Source organism: Providencia sp. PROV003 (assembly GCF_045040775.1).
Lineage (GTDB): Bacteria > Pseudomonadota > Gammaproteobacteria > Enterobacterales > Enterobacteriaceae > Providencia > Providencia huashanensis.
In genome coordinates this window covers 3,092,224-3,109,766 of record NZ_CP096369.1, presented here as the reverse complement: position 1 = coordinate 3,109,766, position 17,543 = coordinate 3,092,224, and the positions used below count along the sequence as shown (strand labels likewise).

The window sequence follows — 17,543 nt, the reverse complement described above, 5'->3', positions numbered from 1 at the left end:
GTTAGCCTAAATCATCTTTATCTACAATGTGTTGTACTAAAATAAACCTTAGATTAATGGTAAAATGTGAGCGTTGAGTAGGTGAATGTTGATTTTTACATTCGTATTTATTGCTACGATGGGAGTGCAGAATGATGAGACGTTTTATTAATCTAGAACTTCCACCAGAGCCAACAATTAATAATAACTGTGTCAGAAAACGATTAAAAAATAGTATTTGTGACAATTGTGCGACGAGTTGTCCGGTTGGTGCGGTGTCTTTTAGCCATATGGCAGCTGCAATTGATAATGAACTGTGCTTTCAATGTGGTAACTGTTTATTTTCTTGCCCTGTTGACGCTATTGAGAATATTGCTCCTCATGAACGAACCTATCAAGGTGACTTTTTGGTGGTTAACCACGATGAACCTGTCGCCAATGCAGATGAGTTAATTGTTTGGCACCGGCAATATGGCATTCGCGGCATACAGATAGCAGAGCCTTTGGTAGACAAGTGGCTGCCAACAGTTGCCTCATTGAATTTAAAGTTAAAAACGCTACAAGAACCGATTTGGCAATTACGTATTGTACAGCCGGCACAGGTGGATACCGGGCGTCGAATGATGTTATTCCGTCAAAAATTGGACGAGAAACCGTTAGATAAAGGCCAAGTAAAAACGGGGTTAAATGCAAGGAAACAATTTTACCCTGAGGATAGCTGGTTTAGAGTAGAGCTTGATACAGCAAGCTGTATTTTATGTGGTGCTTGTGCAAAAGTTTGTGATGAACATGCGATAAACATCGAAAATAACCAATTTTTAATAGATGAAAAGCGGTGTACGGGGTGTATGAGCTGCCAAGTAGTTTGTTTCCCGCAATCTATTCATGTCCACGCGCATACGGCTAAAAATAGCGAACCGATTAGTTTTAACTATTATGATGGTCAGTGCCATACTTGCCATCTACCATTTTCATCTTGGGAAGAAAACATCAATATTTGCCCCATTTGTGCGCAACATAAAAAACAAGGATGGTTATAATCACCTATATTTATGGCTCAGTTATAGAGCCATAAATAGGTACTAACCAAGCTAAACTTGGTTCTGCTTTAAATGAGTAATAATCAGAGTTGCAATTTGCGAGTTTAGAGCCGGAGGTGTTTCATGCCCCATACCCTCAATGATTTCTAATTTTGCATTCATTATATTCTCTGCGATATCCTGACCTGCAGCTAATGGGAACAAAGGGTCAATGGAACCATGAATAACTAATGTTGGTACATCTATACTTTTGATATAAGGCCGAAGATCACCCGTCATAGCCACAGCAACCATTTGCCGTTTAGTTCCTTCTGGGGAATAATTTCGAGCAAGCGCTTGCAGCACATAATCCCGATAATAATTTTCATCAAATGGGCAAATAGAGGAACTAATGCGTTGGTAAAATGCTAATTGACCGCTTAAGTACCCCTCTAAATTTTCTTTAGGGTTGGGGCTTGGGCTCATCAGCATTTGCATTACATCGGGTTCGCTTTGTGGCAGGTCGGGGTTCCCTGATGAAGACATAATTGGGCAAAGGGATAGTATACGTTGCGGGTAATTCGCAGCAACCAACTGTGCAATCATCCCCCCCATTGAGCGGCCAATTATGTGTGCTTTATCAATAGATAATAAGTCGAGTAGGCGAATTATATCCTCAGCCATATCTAATAAAGTGTAAGGAATAACAAATTGTTCCCCAGTTTGCATTTTTCCAATCAATTCACTTAAAACGATTGGTGGAAAATGTTCGATGTGGGAAGACAATCCTGAATCACGGTTATCAACACGTATAACATAAAAGCCTGCATCTGCAATTTGTTGGCAAAACGCCGAAGTCCAGCTGATATTATGGCCACCCAAACCTGGGATCAACACAACAGCAGGGTTTTTCGCTATACCAAATGAATCATAGAAAAGAGAAATTGAGGAAGGATTGGTCATTTTGTTTCCGATATTTTGAATGTTGTATTATTTATGCCGCAATTTCGCGTCCAATGCGAGTGATAAAAACAGATAAAAACTATCAACAATTAACGCTAACCTCTATGTAGGAGGTATTGGATTTTTAGGTCAATTCTGTAAGGTTATTAATTACAAGTACGTTATGATATAGGGGATAGCGCATATTTATTTGAATACTATCATTTTTAACATAATGACAATTAATATCTTTTTTCGGGTTTTATATGATTTACTTTATTTCAGATACGCACTTTTGTCACTCTAATATAATTAATCTTTGTGATCGACCTTTTCGAAGCACTAACCACATGAATGATACTTTAATTCATAACTGGAATGCTTATGTTACGGACTATGATGAGATCTACATATTGGGTGATTTTTTATATAAAGGGAACGGCAGTGATGCAAATAAAATATTACGTCGTTTAGCTGGGAAGAAATATCTCATACGGGGCAACCATGATAAATTTTTGGATGACCCAGAGTTTGACACGTCCTTATTTGAATGGGTACGAAGCTACTATGAATTGGAATACCAAAAGCAAAAATTTGTGTTATTTCACTACCCAATTTTAGAATGGCAAGGTTTTTTCCGTGACGCTATTCATTTATATGGGCATGTGCATAATTCAGGTAAAGACCCTGAGCAACGTAAACGCTTAGAAATATTGGGTTCACGTGCAATCAATGTGGGTGTTGATGTAAATGATTTTTACCCAATAAGCATTAAAAGTATTTTAAAAAAAGTAAATGGCTAAGGAAGCAAAACTAGCTTGCTTTCTTAGCGTATAAATACACCGAGGCTCTTGAAATCCCAAGGTGTTGAGCAACAGTCTCCATTGCTTTTTTTACATCCAGTAAGCCTTCATTTCGTAATATCTCAATTAAATTTTTCCGTTCCTCAGCTTTTAAAGTACGCGCTGTGGTAGCTAACGAAGCTGCATATTGGTCAATACGGATGCGAATTGCCTCTGTGCCATTGGGTTCAATATGTTCTTTTATAGGGCTATTTCCCACTTCGATAAATTGAGACAACATACTTTGCATTCCCCTGAATAGCGTCATATCTAAATTAAGACAAAGCGCAGCGACATATTGCCCAGAATCATCCTTTATACCAATCGAGGTACTTTTTACTGGGCGTCCATCCGTAAACTGGTTGGTATAATTGGCTATGATATTTGGGAAATCAGGAGACTCAATTCTTGCAAGGCCTAACTCTGTTGTAGGTTCACCGATTTGGCGACCAGATAAATTGTTATGAATAGAGAGAATAGAATGTTCAGGTTTTTTAAGATCATGAACCACTACTTCACAAAAAGGGGCAAATGTTTCGCTTAATCCTTTTGCTATAATATCTATTTGCGCAAGTAATGAATTTTCTTTTAGGTCTGACATTATTCTCCCTTATTTATCTTGTATCGAAACCCTAATTTTAAACTATTTTTAATGTATCTAACAGGTGATAGGCAATTATGGGGTTAGGATATTAACTGAGCAAAGTGATGAATATCCACATTCCCTCCACTGACAATAATCCCCACTCGTTTACCTTGCAGTCGTTCTTTGTTAGCCAGAGCTGCTGCATAAGATAAGCAACCCGTTGGTTCAACGATAATTTTCATGCGTTCAGCATAAAACTTCATACAGTCGATTAATTGCGGGTCAGTAACGGTAAAAATATCATTGACAATATTTTTAATAATTTCAAAAGTATAATGGCCTAAATGTTGGGTTTGGGCACCATCTGCAATGGTTTTTGGGGTATCAATATGTACAATTTCACCGCGATAAAATGACTGTTGTGCATCATTACCCGCAAGTGGTTCGACACCATATATTTGGCAATCAGGGAGTAGTTGCTTTGTGGCAATAGCACAGCCTGAGAGCAAACCACCACCACCTAAGCACACAAAAAGGGCATCTAATGGCCCAACTTCGTCTATGAGTTCTTTAGCAGTAGTACCTTGGCCAGCAATAATATGTGGATGGTCATAGGGCGGGATAATGGTAAACCCATGTTGCTTAGCGAGTTGTTGGCAAAGTAGCTCGCGGTTTTCGGTATATCTATCAAAGTGTATAACTTTAGCCCCGTAGCCTTGGGTGGCAGCTACTTTGACCGCAGGGGAATCATTTGGCATTAGAATTGTTGCTGGGATATCGAGTAACTGTGCGGCCAAAGCAACACCTTGAGCATGATTACCTGATGAAAAAGCAATAACACCTGCTTTTTTTTGTTCTGGACTTAATTGTGCTAACGCATTGAATGCGCCTCTAAATTTAAATGCACCCATACGCTGGAAATTTTCACACTTAAAAAATAATTCAGCCCCAAATTGTTTATTTGCAGTGGTTGATGTTAATACAGGCGTTTTATGGGCAAAACCTAAAATACGTTGGGCGGCATCTTCAATATCTTGATAGCTTGGCAAAGTTAACTCAGTCATGATATTACCTCAATAAATTATCAAATTTTAAGCGTATACAGCGGTGGCTTCGATTTCTAATGCGGCGCCAAAGTGGAGCTCTGAAACCCCAGCAACAGCACGAGCGGGGCGGTAATTACCGATCCACTCAGCATAAATTTGGTTAAAACTATTCCAGTTATTCATATCGGTAATATAAATACGGACTTGCACCAAGTTGGCTTTAGTACAATTGACGGTATCTAGGCAGGCTTGCAAATTATTGAGCACAAGCTTGGTTTGCTCGGTAAAAGATATGTTTGTGGCGGCATTACCCAAAGCATCAATAGGTAATTGCCCCGATATAAAAACAAACCCATTAGCGCTAACACAATGAGAATAATGCCCTTTAGGGGGAATTAATGTAGAGGCATTCGCATATTTAATTGATTGGTTCATATTTACCTTGTTATCTATCACAACGGTGGTCTTGCATTGGAATTTTAGTCTAATATTGGATTATATGTTTAGTCAATGTTTTCCATCTAAATAACATGAGGTCTGCGTTTAAACGTGAGCAAAGCTATTCGAGTAATGTAAAGAACATCTTTCAGTAACATGGTTAGCAAAAGCGACACTATCCGGTGTTAACGAAAGTTTTGGGGTAGTATAGCGGGCAGCAGTATTATTTTTATTAGCAGCTAATAATGAGAAGTGGTCGATATGCTATTTTCCGAAGAAGAAAACACCATTCAGATTGCCCCTGATGCTTATTTATTAAAAGGCTTTTTATTAGGGCATAGCCAAGGGTTATTGAAGGATTTGAACCTTGTACTCAAGGCGAATCCTTTAAGGCACATGAAAACACCAAGTGGTTATCACATGTCAGTTGCGATGACTAATTGTGGGGATTGGGGATGGGTAACGGATGAACAAGGTTATCGTTATAGTCAGCGTGACCCTGTCACTAATTTACCTTGGTTATCAATGCCAGCTATTTTCCGTCAGTTAGCGACTTCAGCTGCAAATAGCGTCGGTTTTGATGGGTTTAAACCTGATGCTTGCCTAGTTAATCGTTATGCTATCGGGGCAAAATTATCTTTGCACCAAGATAAAGATGAAGCCGATTATTCTCATCCAATTGTCTCTTTTTCTTTGGGGCTACCTGCGCTATTTGACTTTGGAGGGATAACAAGGGATGCCGCTAAACAAGCTATCCATTTAGAACATGGCGATGTGGTGGTTTGGGGAGGACAATCACGGTTAAATTACCATGGTATAAGGCGTATTAAAGCAGGGACTCACCCACTACTTGGCCCTTATCGCTTTAATTTAACTTTTCGCCGTACCCAAAACTAGTGTCGGTTGTATTCCAACTAAAGGGGGGAAATAGGTGATAAATAGCTGCATATTTAGCTTCAGAAAATTGAAAGCTACGTAAGCAACTTGAAACGCATCCCAATAAAAATTTTGTTGAATAATTAATAAGATACACCTATAAATAGTGGCTATAAAATGGTTTTGTCCAGTATTAATAGGTGAATGAATGTATAGCTTCTTAAATGATTACAATGAAATAGCCCATCCAGCAGTGATGAAAACCCTGAATGACTTAGCAGGAAAACGTTTTAAAGGTTACGGCACAGATGAAATTTGTTCTCGGGTCACTGAGCAAGTTAAAGCACGTATTGGACAACCTGATGCGGATATTCATTTTTTTAATGGCGGTACTGTTACCAATTTAACCGTGATCTCCCATGCTTTACGCCCGCACCAAGCGGTGATCGCTGTTGATAGTGGGCATGTAGCTACGCATGAAACTGGTGCGATCGAAGCAACGGGGCATAAGGTGATTACGGTGAGCTCACCATCAGGGAAATTAACGCCAACACTGGTTGCGAATGTGCTGGCTGAGCATAATGATGAACACAGTGTGCAGCCAAAATTAGTGTATATCAGTAATTCGACAGAAATAGGCACCGTTTACCGTAAACATGAGTTACTTGCATTACGTGAGGTTTGCGATAAGCATGGGTTACTCCTTTTTTTAGATGGCGCACGTCTTGCATCGGGGTTAATGTCTAAAGCAAGTGATTTAACCATTGAAGATATTGCTGCAGTCACAGATGTTTTCTACATTGGCGGTACAAAAATAGGGGCTTTAACGGGGGAAATACTGGTTATTTTGAACCCAGCATTAAAATCTGATTTTCGTTATAGCATCAAGCAAAAAGGGGGGTTACAAGCTAAAGGTTGGTTATTGGCCGCACAGTTTGAGCCACTGTTTAATAATGAGCTATATTTTGAGCTTGGTCATCACCTTAATGAGATGGCATCTCAGTTAGCCTTATTTTTTGAGGAACAAGGGTTTGAGTTTTTAGCTCCCGTTGAATCAAACCAAGTTTTCGTTATTTTACCAAACAGCCTTGCTGATAATTTATTAAAGCATTACCAACTGAGCAAAATTGGTAACCCCACAACGGAAACAACGTGCGTACGGTTTTGTACGGCTTGGTCAACAACCCAGCAAGATATCGATAAATTTAAACAAGTTTTTCATACATTAAGTTAAAAATACAGTCAGTAAACCAGTCGATAACCTTATTTTATTGGTTGCTCTATCCTGTTATTTTTACGTATAACGGGCTGTTCAATGAGCTACTTTAGTTAATGTTATCGGTTGGTGTTATCTGTTGTCGATATACTATCTGAGACTTAAAAGAAGAGGCCACTGTGACTGGCCGCAACAAAATTATGATGGCGTAGACACCAATATAGAAAATAAATACGTTTATTTTTAAAACCCTGAGTATGGTGGGGTAACCTGACATAAAATAGTGATGAAATTGTCAATATTGTATCCTGTTTTCATCTGTTCTAGTTGACTCGCTTATAAATCCACACTCGTTGTTTCTATTCTCTGTTATAATCATGAGCCCTATTTTTTGACTATTCTGGATACAATAATGGTAATTTGGGTTGATGCGGATGCCTGTCCTAAAGTAATTAAGGAAATTTTATACCGTGCGGCGGATAGGGAAAATGTGCAAATAACGTTTGTTGCCAATCAGCGCTTAACAGTTCCACCATCACCGTTTTTAAAAACGTTGCAAGTTTCTGCAGGTTTTGACGTTGCGGATAATGAAATTGTCTTACGTGCACAAGTAGGCGACCTTGTTGTTACGGCGGATATACCGTTAGCCGCAGAGGTGATGGAAAAAGGAGCTTCTGCCTTGAATCCGCGTGGGGAGCGTTATAGTGAGGCGACGATCCGTGAACGCCTTAATATACGTGATTTTATGGATACCATGCGGGCAAGTGGCGTTCAAACAGGGGGGCCTGCAAGTTTAAATCAACGTGATAGGCAGCAATTTGCAAATGAGTTAGACAAATGGTTATTACACCGTAAAAAGTCATTAAGTCTATAATAGGAAATAAATTTGCTGATTTAGCTCAGAAAACATGCAAATTAAAATAGAGTTGCTAATAATCTTATGTCTATAATGGTTATCCCTAAATTTTTGAATACAAAATTATGGACCCTTTGCACAGCATTATTATCACTCTATTTTTGTTTGTCTTAACTTTTTTTAACCCTGGCGCAAACCTGTTTATTGTTGTGCAAACAACATTAAGTTCGGGTAAAAAAGCGGGGCTAACTTGTGGTTATGGTGTTGTATTGGGTAATGCGATTTATTCCGGGTTAGGTCTATTTGGTTTAGTTACCCTAATGTCTGAATTTGGTTCATTATTTTCATTGATCAAAATTCTTGGTGGTTTATACCTGTTTTACTATGCCATAACCGTTTTTAAAAATAGGACGCAGCTTAATTTATCTACAGAAAACATTGTCGAAAGCTTTCCTTCCGGTGTTTATTTCAGGCGGGGGGTGATTTCTGATTTATCTAATCCGCAAACAGTTTTGTTTTTCATGAGTATTTTCTCAACAACTATTTCACCTTCTACTCCTTTATGGACCAAGCTCGTCATTTGGTTCGGCATTATCATCGCATCATTAATATGGCGAATCATTTTATGCCAAACTTTCTCGATGACGTCAGTCAGAAGAATGTATTCACGCATTCATAAAATAGTAGGAAAAGCGGTTGGTATAGTACTAGGTACGCTAGCATCAAGGCTCATTTACCAAGGTGTAACTGAACTTGTTGTTAAAAGATAGCAGATGACAACTATACAGTTTCACCGTTTTGAGCATGGGATTTGTATGATATGGATCTAAAATCAGTGCTGAGACGTTAGCCAATATTCAACTTCTTCATAAGTTCCACGAAAAATAATCCGCTGTTGTTTTTTGCTTAATTGGTAGAGATACATAGGGTCATAATATTCATTGAGTAAAGGGCATAACCAAGAATAGTGTGCTTGAGTGTCACCTGTCACTTTTTGTTCTGCAAGAGCAAGATCTAATAAGCGAGTTAATTCAATTGCACGCTGTGAACCTAAACGCTTACGAATAGCAAAGAGACCGTGGTGTAAATATTCGCTGTATTCTTGCCAGCCTTTTTCCTCCCCAAATACATTAAGAAATTCATGTGTCATACGGTCGAAGTATTCCTGTTTAAGGCGTTCGAGCCGTACATCAAAGGGGTCTTCAACCACCGCAATAGTAGCAGAGTCCATTTGACTTTTGAGTACACTGGGTAGGCTATTAGAACCAATTGCACGACCTTCATCCTCTAAAACCCAGCGGTTATGATGTTCTGCTTTTTTTAGTAGCATAACTGCCAAATGATTTTCAAATGTGGCTTGAGGAAATTGGGGTTGTAATGTGCGACCAAAAGACGACCCGCGATGATGAGCAATTCCTTCTAAATCAATCCCATTTGCTAAGTTATGAACAAGCGTTGTTTTGCCATTACCAGTACAGCCACCAATTAAAATTATAGGCCGTAGTGTTAATTCATTGATTGCATCAATTGCGGCTTGCCGTAATACTTTGTAGCCTCCTGCAACGAGAGGGTATTCAATACCAATGTCTTTTAACCATGATTGAACGATATGCGACCGCATTCCCCCCCTAGCACAGCAAATATAGCCACTTTTATGGCTGAGACAGGCTTCTTTCCAAGCAGCTAAGCGTGCTTCTTTTATCTCACCACTCACAAGCTGATGCCCTAATGTGAGTGCTTGATGAGACCCTTCTTGTTTATAGCAAGTGCCAACTGCTTTGCGTTCATCATCATTCATTAAAGGGATATTAATCGCACTTGGCATCGAACCTTGTTGAAATTCGATAGGAGCCCTGACATCAATTAACGTGCTGTCAGTCGCCAGTAATTGCCGAATATTTTTTGAAGAGGGAGTTAATTCCATAATAACTGTGGTATTCATTAAAGTTGCAATAAGGCTAACTATACTCCTAATCTTATCACTTGGCACTTAATGTTAAGATTAAAAAGGCTTAATAGTACTTTGGCGTATAATGATGCTATATTGATGTTGGGTATTTCAATATGAGTAAGGGGCGAGACAATGAAGATGTTAACCATCCAAGAGATGACCGAAACTCAAAAGATGCAAGTTCGTAGTAAGTTGGCGCAAGAAAGAAAAAAACTTGGCCGTGAATTAACCAACTCTGAGCAAAATAAAGTCAAAAAGCAAATCATTACCGAAATATCTATTGAAGTTGATAAGCAAGCAAAGAAACTTCGAGCACAAAAGAAAAAAGATAAATTAATACCAAGTGACCAAACTTACAGTTGGTCTTCGGCAAACCATAAAAAAGGTTATCGATAACTAATTATTAGTAAGAATAGTTAGTAGGTTATTTTATTTGTTAGTGTAGTTAAAAATAAAAAATCGCGTATTTGAACATGAATAAATACGCGATTTTTTATTAGGTTAAAACGTTAAATATAATTCTATGAATCTAATCGAGAGACATCACAAATGATTTTTTCTTTTAACGCTTCGATTAGATATGAAGAGAAGGAGAGGGAGGTATACCCTTCATTTTTAATATTTTCAAATGCATCAATATATATCATAGGAACTTGTATTAATTTTGCCTTTTTCAAATCTTGTTTAGCAATTGGTGCAGGTTTTGAATTAATAGTAGACTCATGATTAGAGCTAAATGAAGTGCCAGTAAAGGATAATTTTGGATATGTCATGTTTATAGTCTCATATCAGGGCTATTTACCATACAACTAACGATAGTAATAGCGGTAATTGGTAGTAAAAGTAGTGTTTCGACTAAAAACAGAATTACTCAAGTGATAATAAATAAGCAATATACAAAGCACGTTTATTATCCCGAATGGGAGTATTTAGCCGAATAAAGAGTAAAATATATTAATATTATTTAATTGTATATATTTAATCGGTAGTATTTGCATAAATAATGTAACTGAATATTTCTTATTAAATTAAAATAGATTAGGAATAATCCTAATCTCTGTGTTTTTATATACTGAATAGATAAATAGTGCATACATATTAAATATGCTTTATGTATAAGATATTAAATAAAAGTTAATAAATATTACAAGGTGATTACGACAATTAAATTTATAATAATAAAACCATGTTGACTGAAAAATAATTTGAACTAATAATTATTGCAATGAGAGGTAGTGATAAAAGGATACGGCCAATAAACATTTAATATAAACAAAATAAAATCTTGAAAGGTAATAAATAGAGTTACTATTAATAAAGAGAGTAACTAATTTAAATAATATATAATTTATCAATGTTATTGAATTTATAAAAATATATCAAATCAATATTTGAGGAATAACTATGTTCAAAGTGTATCAGCAGACTCAAAATTTAAAAATGAAACTCCTAAAAAAAGTATCTAAATATCACGAAGTAAAAAATCAGCGTGGTATGACATTACTCGAAATTATCATTGTATTAGGCATTGTCGGAACAATTGCAGCAGGTGTCGTCGTATTAGCACAACGTGCATTCGATAGCCGTGCAATCTCAGACTTAGTGAGCAATACAAACTCAATACGTATTGCAGCTAAAGAAGCTTATCAACGCGCTCCAGGTTACCCAGCAGAGGCAGGAACAGATTCTGCGAACTATACATTTGAGTCAATTAAAGACGCAAAAGAATCTACAGCAATTGTGGCACGCTTAGTTCAGTTAGGCAAAGTTTCGACAGACGAAGCGCGTAATAATATTTCTAATAACTTTATTGCGATCTCTGGAGCCATGACAGTAACGGGGCAGCCAGCAACGGGGCTGCGTGGGTTTGTTGTGGAATTAAATGGACTTAATCAAGAGCAGTGCCGTGCGGTTATTTCCCAATCAGGAAATTTATGGGATTACGTTGAAGTCGGTGTAGCAGCAGCTGGAGCAAGTAGCTTGACTGCAACACCAAAAAATCTCGCTGTAGAAATAACAGATGATTCACCTATCCTGCGCTCATTGCATGCCGATGGTAATAAAAACATTAAGCCAGATGACATCGCAACAGTTTGTGTCGATTCGCCAACTAACGCAGTTATTTTAGGTAGTCGTTAATAAATAGAGACTAATAACTCGCTAATAAAACCTCTCTTTAATTAGAGAGGTTTTGAGAAATAAAGATGAAAAAAAGTAAAATAGCAGGTTATTCATTACTTGAAGTTATTATCGTCCTTGGAATTATTGGTGTGATAATGGTTCCATTGAGCCGCTTTATTATTAATAGAATTGAAGATAACCGTCGCCAACAAATTTCAGATACAATCGTTGATGAAATTTATCGTTTTATAGACTTTGTTAATAGTGACGAACTAGAAACAATAGATGGGAACCTCAAGCGAAATCCTTTATTTCAAATAGGAAATAAAAAGCCAGAATACAGTAAGCGTGTGAGTAACTATAAAATTGAAGATGAGTTAACTCATGATAATTTACACTTTAATTGGGGAAGTGGCATTGGAAGTGAACGTAATTACTTTACCGATGAAACTTGTCAAGGAAGCCTACTTGAATTATCACTAAAAAAAGAATTTTTGAAATGTACAATTGACCCTTTAATTAGTCAACAGCCTGTTTTATCTATAGAAAGAATTGATCTTATTGGTGACACCAAAAGAAAAACAATTGAAAGAACTGATTTTATCGCAATGTACCACCCACAGAAAGAAGAAGAAAATTTATATGTTGATAATTTATATAATAATTTCATGCAATCATTTAAAGATAAGTCTCTATATTTAATTCAAGCAGATATGGTTTTTAAAGAAAAAGAAGATAATGAAAACACTAATTGGCAGTTATTAAAGAGAAATAATAAGAATATCAAGTTTGGGGAGTTAGCGCTAAATGCTGATGCTTTGAGTAATGATAATTATAATTATGGAATACGTTTTAGCTTCAATAGTAAAGCAGGGAAATATTTAAAATCAGATGGTTCCGTTAATACTGACAAATTGTGTTGGAATACGAAAAATAGTCAATATGGTCCTTGCTTGATGGCAAAAGATGAAAATAAACTTGTACTAACAAGTGGCGCTCTAGATAAAAATGAAAAAATGCCTGCTTTATGTTGGGATACTCAAAATAAAGCAAAATCTGTTTGTTTAGAATTGAAAGAAGTACCCGAAGACTTCAGTATAACGGATGCTCAATATTTAGATGACAGTAATTTTATACTCACCAAAGAAGATAATAAAGGCAATCAAGTAGCAGGAACATTAGTCGCTAATGTAGTTATTGAAGATAGTCATTATGAAGGCTCTAAATTAGTCAAAGAATATCGTACCGTCCCTGAAGTAAGTTATCACAGTTTTACAGGCAATAATAAGAGCATGATTGTTGGTGAGAATTATGTTGGAGATGATCTCAAAGAGGATGGGGTCATTACTATACCAAGAAAGTTATGTCCGGTAGTTAATGACGTAAGGTTATGGCCAAGGTTGACAGTCGCAGTTTCATCAATGGCGCCAGTTGTATTTGATGATGAAAAAAATATTTTAGATGTTGACCTCTCTCACGAGTCGAGTACAAGAATAAACAAAATAAAACACGTAGGGCTATCGGCAGGCGTCGTATTACAGGCTAGACACGGTTATGTTGTAGGTACAGCAACGACACCATTTCAACCGACTTGGATTATAAGTGCATCATTAGGTGTAAATAATCCAGAGAACGGGGATTCCAGTACTTATGTTAACCCTAAATCATTATCAATTATGGCAGTTGAATGGTGCAGTTCAATTAAAGGGGATTATTCTACTTCATATGATTAGTAATAAGGTATTCATATAATGAAATATAAAATGAGCGTGTTTATTTTATGTAGTTTAGCTTTCTCTTCTATTGCTAACTCAACAATAGGTCAACAAGGGTGGGTTAATTTAAAACCGATGAAAGAAATTAAATCGGTTTCTGATTCATCAAAAACTGAACAGCAAAATATCAATATAGAACAAATGACTGGTGATAAAAAAGAGGGCGAAGAGCAACGGGAGGTTATGAGTCATTTAATACTAAAGAAAAATGAGCTTTTAAGCCAAAGTATTGAAGAGTGGACAAAATTCAATGGCATTGATTTTATTTGGAATAGCCCAAAAGATATTGTCATTTTTAATGAGATCACAATTGATGGTACAGATAGGATACAAGTTTTAGAAAAATTAGGTAAACAACTGTCTTACCAAAAAGCAGGGTTTTATTTGAAGTTTTATGAAGAAAACAATGTTCTCGTGATTGATAATTGATAAGTAGAAAATACAATGAAAATGTGTAAATTGGTTTATATTCTATTGCCATTACTGCTTCAAGGATGTAGTAGTTTTTTTGAAGAAAAATATAATGACAAAGAATTATTTGATAGAGTAACTGACCTTCAAGATATTGATAGTAGCAAACAAGAGACATTTTTATCTCTAGGTACATCATATTTAGGAAAAGAAGTCAGTTACGATCGTCAGCAGAAAAAAGTACTCGATAAAGAAATTAATTTGACAACTTATGCACCTGTTAACATTTATACCGTATTAGAAATGTTAGGTGAACAAATGGAAATTACCTATAAAGTTGATGCGAGTACTCCTCAAGAGTTGGCTGAGAAAGCTACGGCTGGTGAGGATATATTAAAAAACACAGTATATACTATTAATTTTAAAGGTAATCTAGACGAATTTATTGGTTATTTATCAAATTTGTATGATGTAAGTATTCAACTGAAGAAGAATAATTTACTAGAGGTTAACTTATATTCAAACTTTGCGATCAACCTTGATTATTATGGGACAGATAATAACTATGAAGCTAGTTTAGATATATCAAGTAATGAGGCAGCCTCATCTAGCGGATTAAAAGGTAAATCAACAACCTCATTTAAATCCTCGTTCTGGGCAGATGTGAAAGATATGATGGATAAATATATCTCTTCAGGGGTATATAATATATTTCAAGACTCATCTATTTTGACGTTTGTTGGAAGGCAATCAGAATACAATCATGTCAATAAGGTTCTAGAGCAATACAAACAAGCAAATAGCCGTCAATTTGTTGTTAGCTATAAAATTTATATACTCGACAAGTCAAAATCTAAAAACTTAGAAGCAGAGTTGGGTTTTTCTTACAACAGTGGTGGTACGCAAGTCGGGTTTAATCAAAGTTTGCTGACTAAGTTAACTGGAAGTCTTAATGCTAATTCAAATTTTCATGGTGGTGAAAATGCCAAATTTCGCTTAGCCGCACAACTTGACGCTGTTTATAATTTAACTGGAAGTAAAATTTTGCAAAGTGGGTCTTTTATTACTCGTAATAATATGCCAATCCCGCTAAATTTAACTAAGACTCAACATTATGTATCTGGCATGACTTCAACTAAAAATGCCAATATGGATATTACTGAGAATCAGTTAACAACCGATCAAATTGTGACAGGGAGCAGTTTTATTATTACTCCGAGAGCCTTATCTGATGGGAAAATTGAAGTTGCTAGTGGATTTACACGTAAAAATCTGATTGGCATAGAAAAATTTGATAATGTTCAACTGCCTAATTATACAACAACGGAAATGTTTAATACTTCTGTAATTAAACCGGGTGATTTACTGATCGTTGGTAAATATGATGAAAATACAGAATCTGATGGACAAAAGGCAGGTATTTTATCAGCTATCTTAAAAAGTGAAGATGCGAATTCAACTATTATTATGATTGTAGGGATAGACAATTACTTTTCAATTAATGAGTAAGCCATGACATTAGCAGAGTTACTAAAGAATAAGCTGACTATTGGTGGTATATGGATTGATTCGAGCCAAACAGAAGAGCATCGGCATCGATTTTGGCTTGAGTCAACCAAAAAAAAATGTAGGAAAATTAGGTATAAAACTCGTAATGGTATGAAGGAAGTGTTATTTCCTAAGCAAGTGAAATTACACGAAATATTAGCTTTATATATTAAAGAACTTTATGGCGATGGCATGTTTTATGCTCCTATAGTTGAGGGTGATATTACACATTATTATTTAATATGCATTAAAGATGATTGTGTAATCTCTCCAATAGATACAATCATAACGGAGGGAATGCTCTCCTATATTTTGAGTCAAAAAGATACATCAATATATGGCTCTTTAGATGTGACGGTTATTAATGATGATATATTTGATGCAATTTATGAAGAGTATTTGAATCAGGAAAAAAAGTATCGTAATACAATCATTAAAGTTTCAGCGGCAATTGCTTGTGGTATAAGCATATTCACAATCATTATTTATATTCTATCCTTATATTAGGGTTATTAGTATGAAAGATATTCTTTCTGGCTGGCGTGAGCATGGCTTATTGAAAAGTAAGTATATGCTAATCATTAGTATTGTAATAGTATTAATTATCACCATTTCTGGTGTAATGTATTATTTACATTATAAAAAAACAGAAAAAGAGGCATTAGAAAAACAACAGCAGCAGTTAGTTCTCAATGATAAAAAGAAAATTACAAATTTTTATTTATCTCAGTTTCATGGGTATCAAGCTGATGATCTTATCATTATATTAAAACAAATTTTACTCAGTAGTTATGCATTTACAGCAAGTGGCTTCAATGAGGATATGTTTACTTGTAATGAAGATAACTGTCAATTTTCATACAAATTAAAGCCTGGTGCTATTTTTAATGTTCAAGATAAATTTTTTTTCAATGAACGCTACGAAGGGATTATTAGCCCAGATAGCTTGGATTTTTCTAATTTACAATTGAAATATACTGATAATAGATTGGAAAATAAAATAACTTCTCCTGAGGCAAAATTGCATGTACCTACTTGCAATGACTATATAAACTATGTTTATGCATACAATTCATCAAAAGATAACGAGAAAAAAAAGATAAAATTAAATGAATTACCATCTTCCTCTGTGTCAAATATAGAAAGTAAATATTCAGGGTATCCAGATAGCCATAATTTGTTATTTGCAAAATTTGAAATGACTTTTAAAAATAACCCATTGGAAATTAGTTACTTATTAAACGGTCAACCTTATATTGATTATTATGTTTTTAAATCAATAGAGAAATTAGATGTTAACAATATTAAAGTTACAGGAGTTTTTGCATGCAAAAGATAATGTTTTCTATTTTAACATTAGGTATAAGCCTACAGTTCGCTTATGCAGATCCGCAAGCAGAAAGTATAGAATTACCAAACATTGAAAATAAAGAAGTATCAATTGAACAAAAAAATATTGTTGACTTAATGCAACGAAATCTTCAATTTGAATCAGAAAAATTACATATTGAAAATCAAATTACGCTAGCTAAGTTAAAAAAAGAACTAAAAGAGGTCAATGAAATTTTAAATGAGTCTCCTAGTCAAGAAACTGTAGCAACCAAGGAAATGGATAATGATGTCGAGGAGCAACGAATTAATGAACTGATGGATACTCCCGTTAAACCAATGGATAAGCCAAAAGTTATTATGATTTCTTATGTTGCGGGTATAAAAAAAATAGGGGTGGTGAATAGTGAGAATAGCCGCATTTCTTTTGTTAGTGAGAATAAACCATTTAGTATGAATGGAATGCGATATCGAGTTATTCTAAAAAACAATCAATATAAAGTTGTAGATTAATAATGTTCCAATCAATTGATTTTATTAACATAAATTGTATTGAAGGTGGGGTGAAGGCATTAGAAAAATGCCACTTTGAGTTGCTTGAAAAAAAT

Annotated in this window: 20 protein-coding genes; 14 read left to right on the top strand and 6 right to left on the bottom strand. The window is 35.6% G+C overall.

The genetic code is table 11. From position 1 onward, the window contains the following. Positions 1–134: 134 nt before the first annotated feature. On the top strand, positions 135–1,019 hold the full coding sequence (locus M1F14_RS14210) for an ATP-binding protein (protein ID WP_071548846.1): 885 nt from the start codon (positions 135–137) through the stop codon (positions 1,017–1,019). 51 nt (positions 1,020–1,070) lie between these two features. On the opposite strand, the gene M1F14_RS14205 is transcribed toward M1F14_RS14210, so the two are convergent. Then, on the bottom strand, positions 1,071–1,961 hold the full coding sequence (locus M1F14_RS14205) for an alpha/beta fold hydrolase (protein ID WP_071548090.1): 891 nt from the start codon (positions 1,959–1,961) through the stop codon (positions 1,071–1,073). Between the two features lie 245 nt (positions 1,962–2,206). On the opposite strand from M1F14_RS14205, the gene M1F14_RS14200 reads away from it, so the two are divergent. Beyond that, the gene (locus M1F14_RS14200) at positions 2,207–2,743 is read left to right on the top strand and encodes a metallophosphoesterase (protein ID WP_071548091.1); all 537 of its coding nucleotides are present in this window, start codon (positions 2,207–2,209) and stop codon (positions 2,741–2,743) included. Positions 2,744–2,753: 10 nt separating this feature from the next. Here M1F14_RS14200 and M1F14_RS14195 read toward each other — a convergent pair whose 3' ends face one another. The 3 genes from M1F14_RS14195 to M1F14_RS14185 all read right to left on the bottom strand — a co-directional run bounded on the left by M1F14_RS14195 (position 2,754) and on the right by M1F14_RS14185 (position 4,849). Next, positions 2,754–3,383 carry a transcriptional regulator gene (locus M1F14_RS14195; protein ID WP_042843776.1) on the bottom strand — a complete coding sequence of 210 codons (630 nt, stop codon included), beginning with the start codon at positions 3,381–3,383 and terminating at the stop codon, positions 2,754–2,756. An 83-nt stretch (positions 3,384–3,466) separates the two neighbouring features. Then, positions 3,467–4,432 carry a threo-3-hydroxy-L-aspartate ammonia-lyase gene (locus M1F14_RS14190; protein WP_071548092.1) on the bottom strand — a complete coding sequence of 322 codons (966 nt, stop codon included), beginning with the start codon at positions 4,430–4,432 and terminating at the stop codon, positions 3,467–3,469. Between the two features lie 27 nt (positions 4,433–4,459). Beyond that, positions 4,460–4,849 (bottom strand): RidA family protein, encoded by a 390-nt coding sequence (locus tag M1F14_RS14185; protein WP_042843774.1) that lies wholly within the window; start codon positions 4,847–4,849, stop codon positions 4,460–4,462. A gap of 264 nt (positions 4,850–5,113) precedes the next feature. On the opposite strand from M1F14_RS14185, the gene alkB reads away from it, so the two are divergent. From alkB to M1F14_RS14165, 4 genes are all read left to right on the top strand, one after another. Continuing rightward, positions 5,114–5,749, top strand: a complete 636-nt coding sequence (gene alkB / locus M1F14_RS14180; RefSeq protein WP_071548093.1) for a DNA oxidative demethylase AlkB — start codon at positions 5,114–5,116, stop codon at positions 5,747–5,749. A 187-nt stretch (positions 5,750–5,936) separates the two neighbouring features. After that, entirely contained in the window at positions 5,937–6,962 is a 1,026-nt protein-coding gene (locus M1F14_RS14175) for a low specificity L-threonine aldolase (protein ID WP_042843772.1), read from the top strand. A 394-nt stretch (positions 6,963–7,356) separates the two neighbouring features. After that, on the top strand, positions 7,357–7,818 hold the full coding sequence (locus M1F14_RS14170) for a YaiI/YqxD family protein (protein ID WP_042843771.1): 462 nt from the start codon (positions 7,357–7,359) through the stop codon (positions 7,816–7,818). Positions 7,819–7,925: 107 nt separating this feature from the next. Then, positions 7,926–8,570 carry a LysE family transporter gene (locus M1F14_RS14165; protein ID WP_129465918.1) on the top strand — a complete coding sequence of 215 codons (645 nt, stop codon included), beginning with the start codon at positions 7,926–7,928 and terminating at the stop codon, positions 8,568–8,570. A 62-nt stretch (positions 8,571–8,632) separates the two neighbouring features. Here M1F14_RS14165 and mnmH read toward each other — a convergent pair whose 3' ends face one another. Continuing rightward, entirely contained in the window at positions 8,633–9,724 is a 1,092-nt protein-coding gene (gene mnmH / locus M1F14_RS14160; RefSeq protein ID WP_071548847.1) for a tRNA 2-selenouridine(34) synthase MnmH, read from the bottom strand. A gap of 159 nt (positions 9,725–9,883) precedes the next feature. Here mnmH and M1F14_RS14155 point away from each other — a divergent pair, with 159 nt between their 5' ends. Then, positions 9,884–10,147 carry a DUF3811 domain-containing protein gene (locus M1F14_RS14155; RefSeq protein ID WP_042843769.1) on the top strand — a complete coding sequence of 88 codons (264 nt, stop codon included), beginning with the start codon at positions 9,884–9,886 and terminating at the stop codon, positions 10,145–10,147. A 125-nt stretch (positions 10,148–10,272) separates the two neighbouring features. Here the strand turns inward: M1F14_RS14155 and M1F14_RS14150 are convergent, their stop codons facing one another. After that, the gene (locus M1F14_RS14150; protein WP_042843768.1) at positions 10,273–10,524 is read right to left on the bottom strand and encodes a hypothetical protein; all 252 of its coding nucleotides are present in this window, start codon (positions 10,522–10,524) and stop codon (positions 10,273–10,275) included. Positions 10,525–11,155: 631 nt separating this feature from the next. On the opposite strand from M1F14_RS14150, the gene M1F14_RS14145 reads away from it, so the two are divergent. From M1F14_RS14145 to M1F14_RS14115, 7 genes are all read left to right on the top strand, one after another. Beyond that, on the top strand, positions 11,156–11,890 hold the full coding sequence (locus M1F14_RS14145; protein ID WP_042843767.1) for a type IV pilus major pilin: 735 nt from the start codon (positions 11,156–11,158) through the stop codon (positions 11,888–11,890). A gap of 65 nt (positions 11,891–11,955) precedes the next feature. Continuing rightward, entirely contained in the window at positions 11,956–13,605 is a 1,650-nt protein-coding gene (locus tag M1F14_RS14140) for a prepilin-type N-terminal cleavage/methylation domain-containing protein (RefSeq protein WP_181468486.1), read from the top strand. An 18-nt stretch (positions 13,606–13,623) separates the two neighbouring features. After that, the gene (locus M1F14_RS14135; protein ID WP_052219277.1) at positions 13,624–14,076 is read left to right on the top strand and encodes a TcpQ domain-containing protein; all 453 of its coding nucleotides are present in this window, start codon (positions 13,624–13,626) and stop codon (positions 14,074–14,076) included. Positions 14,077–14,091: 15 nt separating this feature from the next. Beyond that, the gene (locus M1F14_RS14130) at positions 14,092–15,567 is read left to right on the top strand and encodes a hypothetical protein (protein WP_042843765.1); all 1,476 of its coding nucleotides are present in this window, start codon (positions 14,092–14,094) and stop codon (positions 15,565–15,567) included. 3 nt (positions 15,568–15,570) lie between these two features. After that, a complete protein-coding gene (locus M1F14_RS14125) occupies positions 15,571–16,113 on the top strand; it encodes a hypothetical protein (RefSeq protein WP_071548096.1) in 543 nt (180 codons plus the stop codon). Between the two features lie 10 nt (positions 16,114–16,123). Beyond that, positions 16,124–16,945 (top strand): hypothetical protein, encoded by an 822-nt coding sequence (locus M1F14_RS14120; protein WP_042843762.1) that lies wholly within the window; start codon positions 16,124–16,126, stop codon positions 16,943–16,945. Further along, positions 16,933–17,448 (top strand): hypothetical protein, encoded by a 516-nt coding sequence (locus tag M1F14_RS14115; RefSeq protein ID WP_071548098.1) that lies wholly within the window; start codon positions 16,933–16,935, stop codon positions 17,446–17,448. The genes M1F14_RS14120 and M1F14_RS14115 overlap by 13 nt, the downstream gene beginning before the upstream one ends. The last annotated feature ends 95 nt before the right edge of the window (positions 17,449–17,543 follow it).

Excerpts from the sequence above, each read along its gene's own strand:
- M1F14_RS14190 (WP_071548092.1), bottom strand. The coding sequence starts at position 4,432 with ATGACTGAGTTAACTTTGCCAAGCTATCAAGATATTGAAGATGCCGCC.
- M1F14_RS14200 (WP_071548091.1), top strand. The coding sequence starts at position 2,207 with ATGATTTACTTTATTTCAGATACGCACTTTTGTCACTCTAATATAATT.
- M1F14_RS14150 (WP_042843768.1), bottom strand. The coding sequence starts at position 10,524 with ATGACATATCCAAAATTATCCTTTACTGGCACTTCATTTAGCTCTAAT.
- M1F14_RS14205 (WP_071548090.1), bottom strand. The coding sequence starts at position 1,961 with ATGACCAATCCTTCCTCAATTTCTCTTTTCTATGATTCATTTGGTATA.
- M1F14_RS14175 (WP_042843772.1), top strand. The coding sequence starts at position 5,937 with ATGTATAGCTTCTTAAATGATTACAATGAAATAGCCCATCCAGCAGTG.
- M1F14_RS14210 (WP_071548846.1), top strand. The coding sequence starts at position 135 with ATGAGACGTTTTATTAATCTAGAACTTCCACCAGAGCCAACAATTAAT.
- M1F14_RS14195 (WP_042843776.1), bottom strand. The coding sequence starts at position 3,383 with ATGTCAGACCTAAAAGAAAATTCATTACTTGCGCAAATAGATATTATA.
- M1F14_RS14135 (WP_052219277.1), top strand. The coding sequence starts at position 13,624 with ATGAAATATAAAATGAGCGTGTTTATTTTATGTAGTTTAGCTTTCTCT.
- M1F14_RS14115 (WP_071548098.1), top strand. The coding sequence starts at position 16,933 with ATGCAAAAGATAATGTTTTCTATTTTAACATTAGGTATAAGCCTACAG.
- M1F14_RS14170 (WP_042843771.1), top strand. The coding sequence starts at position 7,357 with ATGGTAATTTGGGTTGATGCGGATGCCTGTCCTAAAGTAATTAAGGAA.
- M1F14_RS14155 (WP_042843769.1), top strand. The coding sequence starts at position 9,884 with ATGAAGATGTTAACCATCCAAGAGATGACCGAAACTCAAAAGATGCAA.
- M1F14_RS14145 (WP_042843767.1), top strand. The coding sequence starts at position 11,156 with ATGTTCAAAGTGTATCAGCAGACTCAAAATTTAAAAATGAAACTCCTA.
- M1F14_RS14185 (WP_042843774.1), bottom strand. The coding sequence starts at position 4,849 with ATGAACCAATCAATTAAATATGCGAATGCCTCTACATTAATTCCCCCT.
- alkB (WP_071548093.1), top strand. The coding sequence starts at position 5,114 with ATGCTATTTTCCGAAGAAGAAAACACCATTCAGATTGCCCCTGATGCT.
- M1F14_RS14125 (WP_071548096.1), top strand. The coding sequence starts at position 15,571 with ATGACATTAGCAGAGTTACTAAAGAATAAGCTGACTATTGGTGGTATA.
- M1F14_RS14165 (WP_129465918.1), top strand. The coding sequence starts at position 7,926 with ATGGACCCTTTGCACAGCATTATTATCACTCTATTTTTGTTTGTCTTA.
- mnmH (WP_071548847.1), bottom strand. The coding sequence starts at position 9,724 with ATGGAATTAACTCCCTCTTCAAAAAATATTCGGCAATTACTGGCGACT.
- M1F14_RS14130 (WP_042843765.1), top strand. The coding sequence starts at position 14,092 with ATGAAAATGTGTAAATTGGTTTATATTCTATTGCCATTACTGCTTCAA.
- M1F14_RS14140 (WP_181468486.1), top strand. The coding sequence starts at position 11,956 with ATGAAAAAAAGTAAAATAGCAGGTTATTCATTACTTGAAGTTATTATC.
- M1F14_RS14120 (WP_042843762.1), top strand. The coding sequence starts at position 16,124 with ATGAAAGATATTCTTTCTGGCTGGCGTGAGCATGGCTTATTGAAAAGT.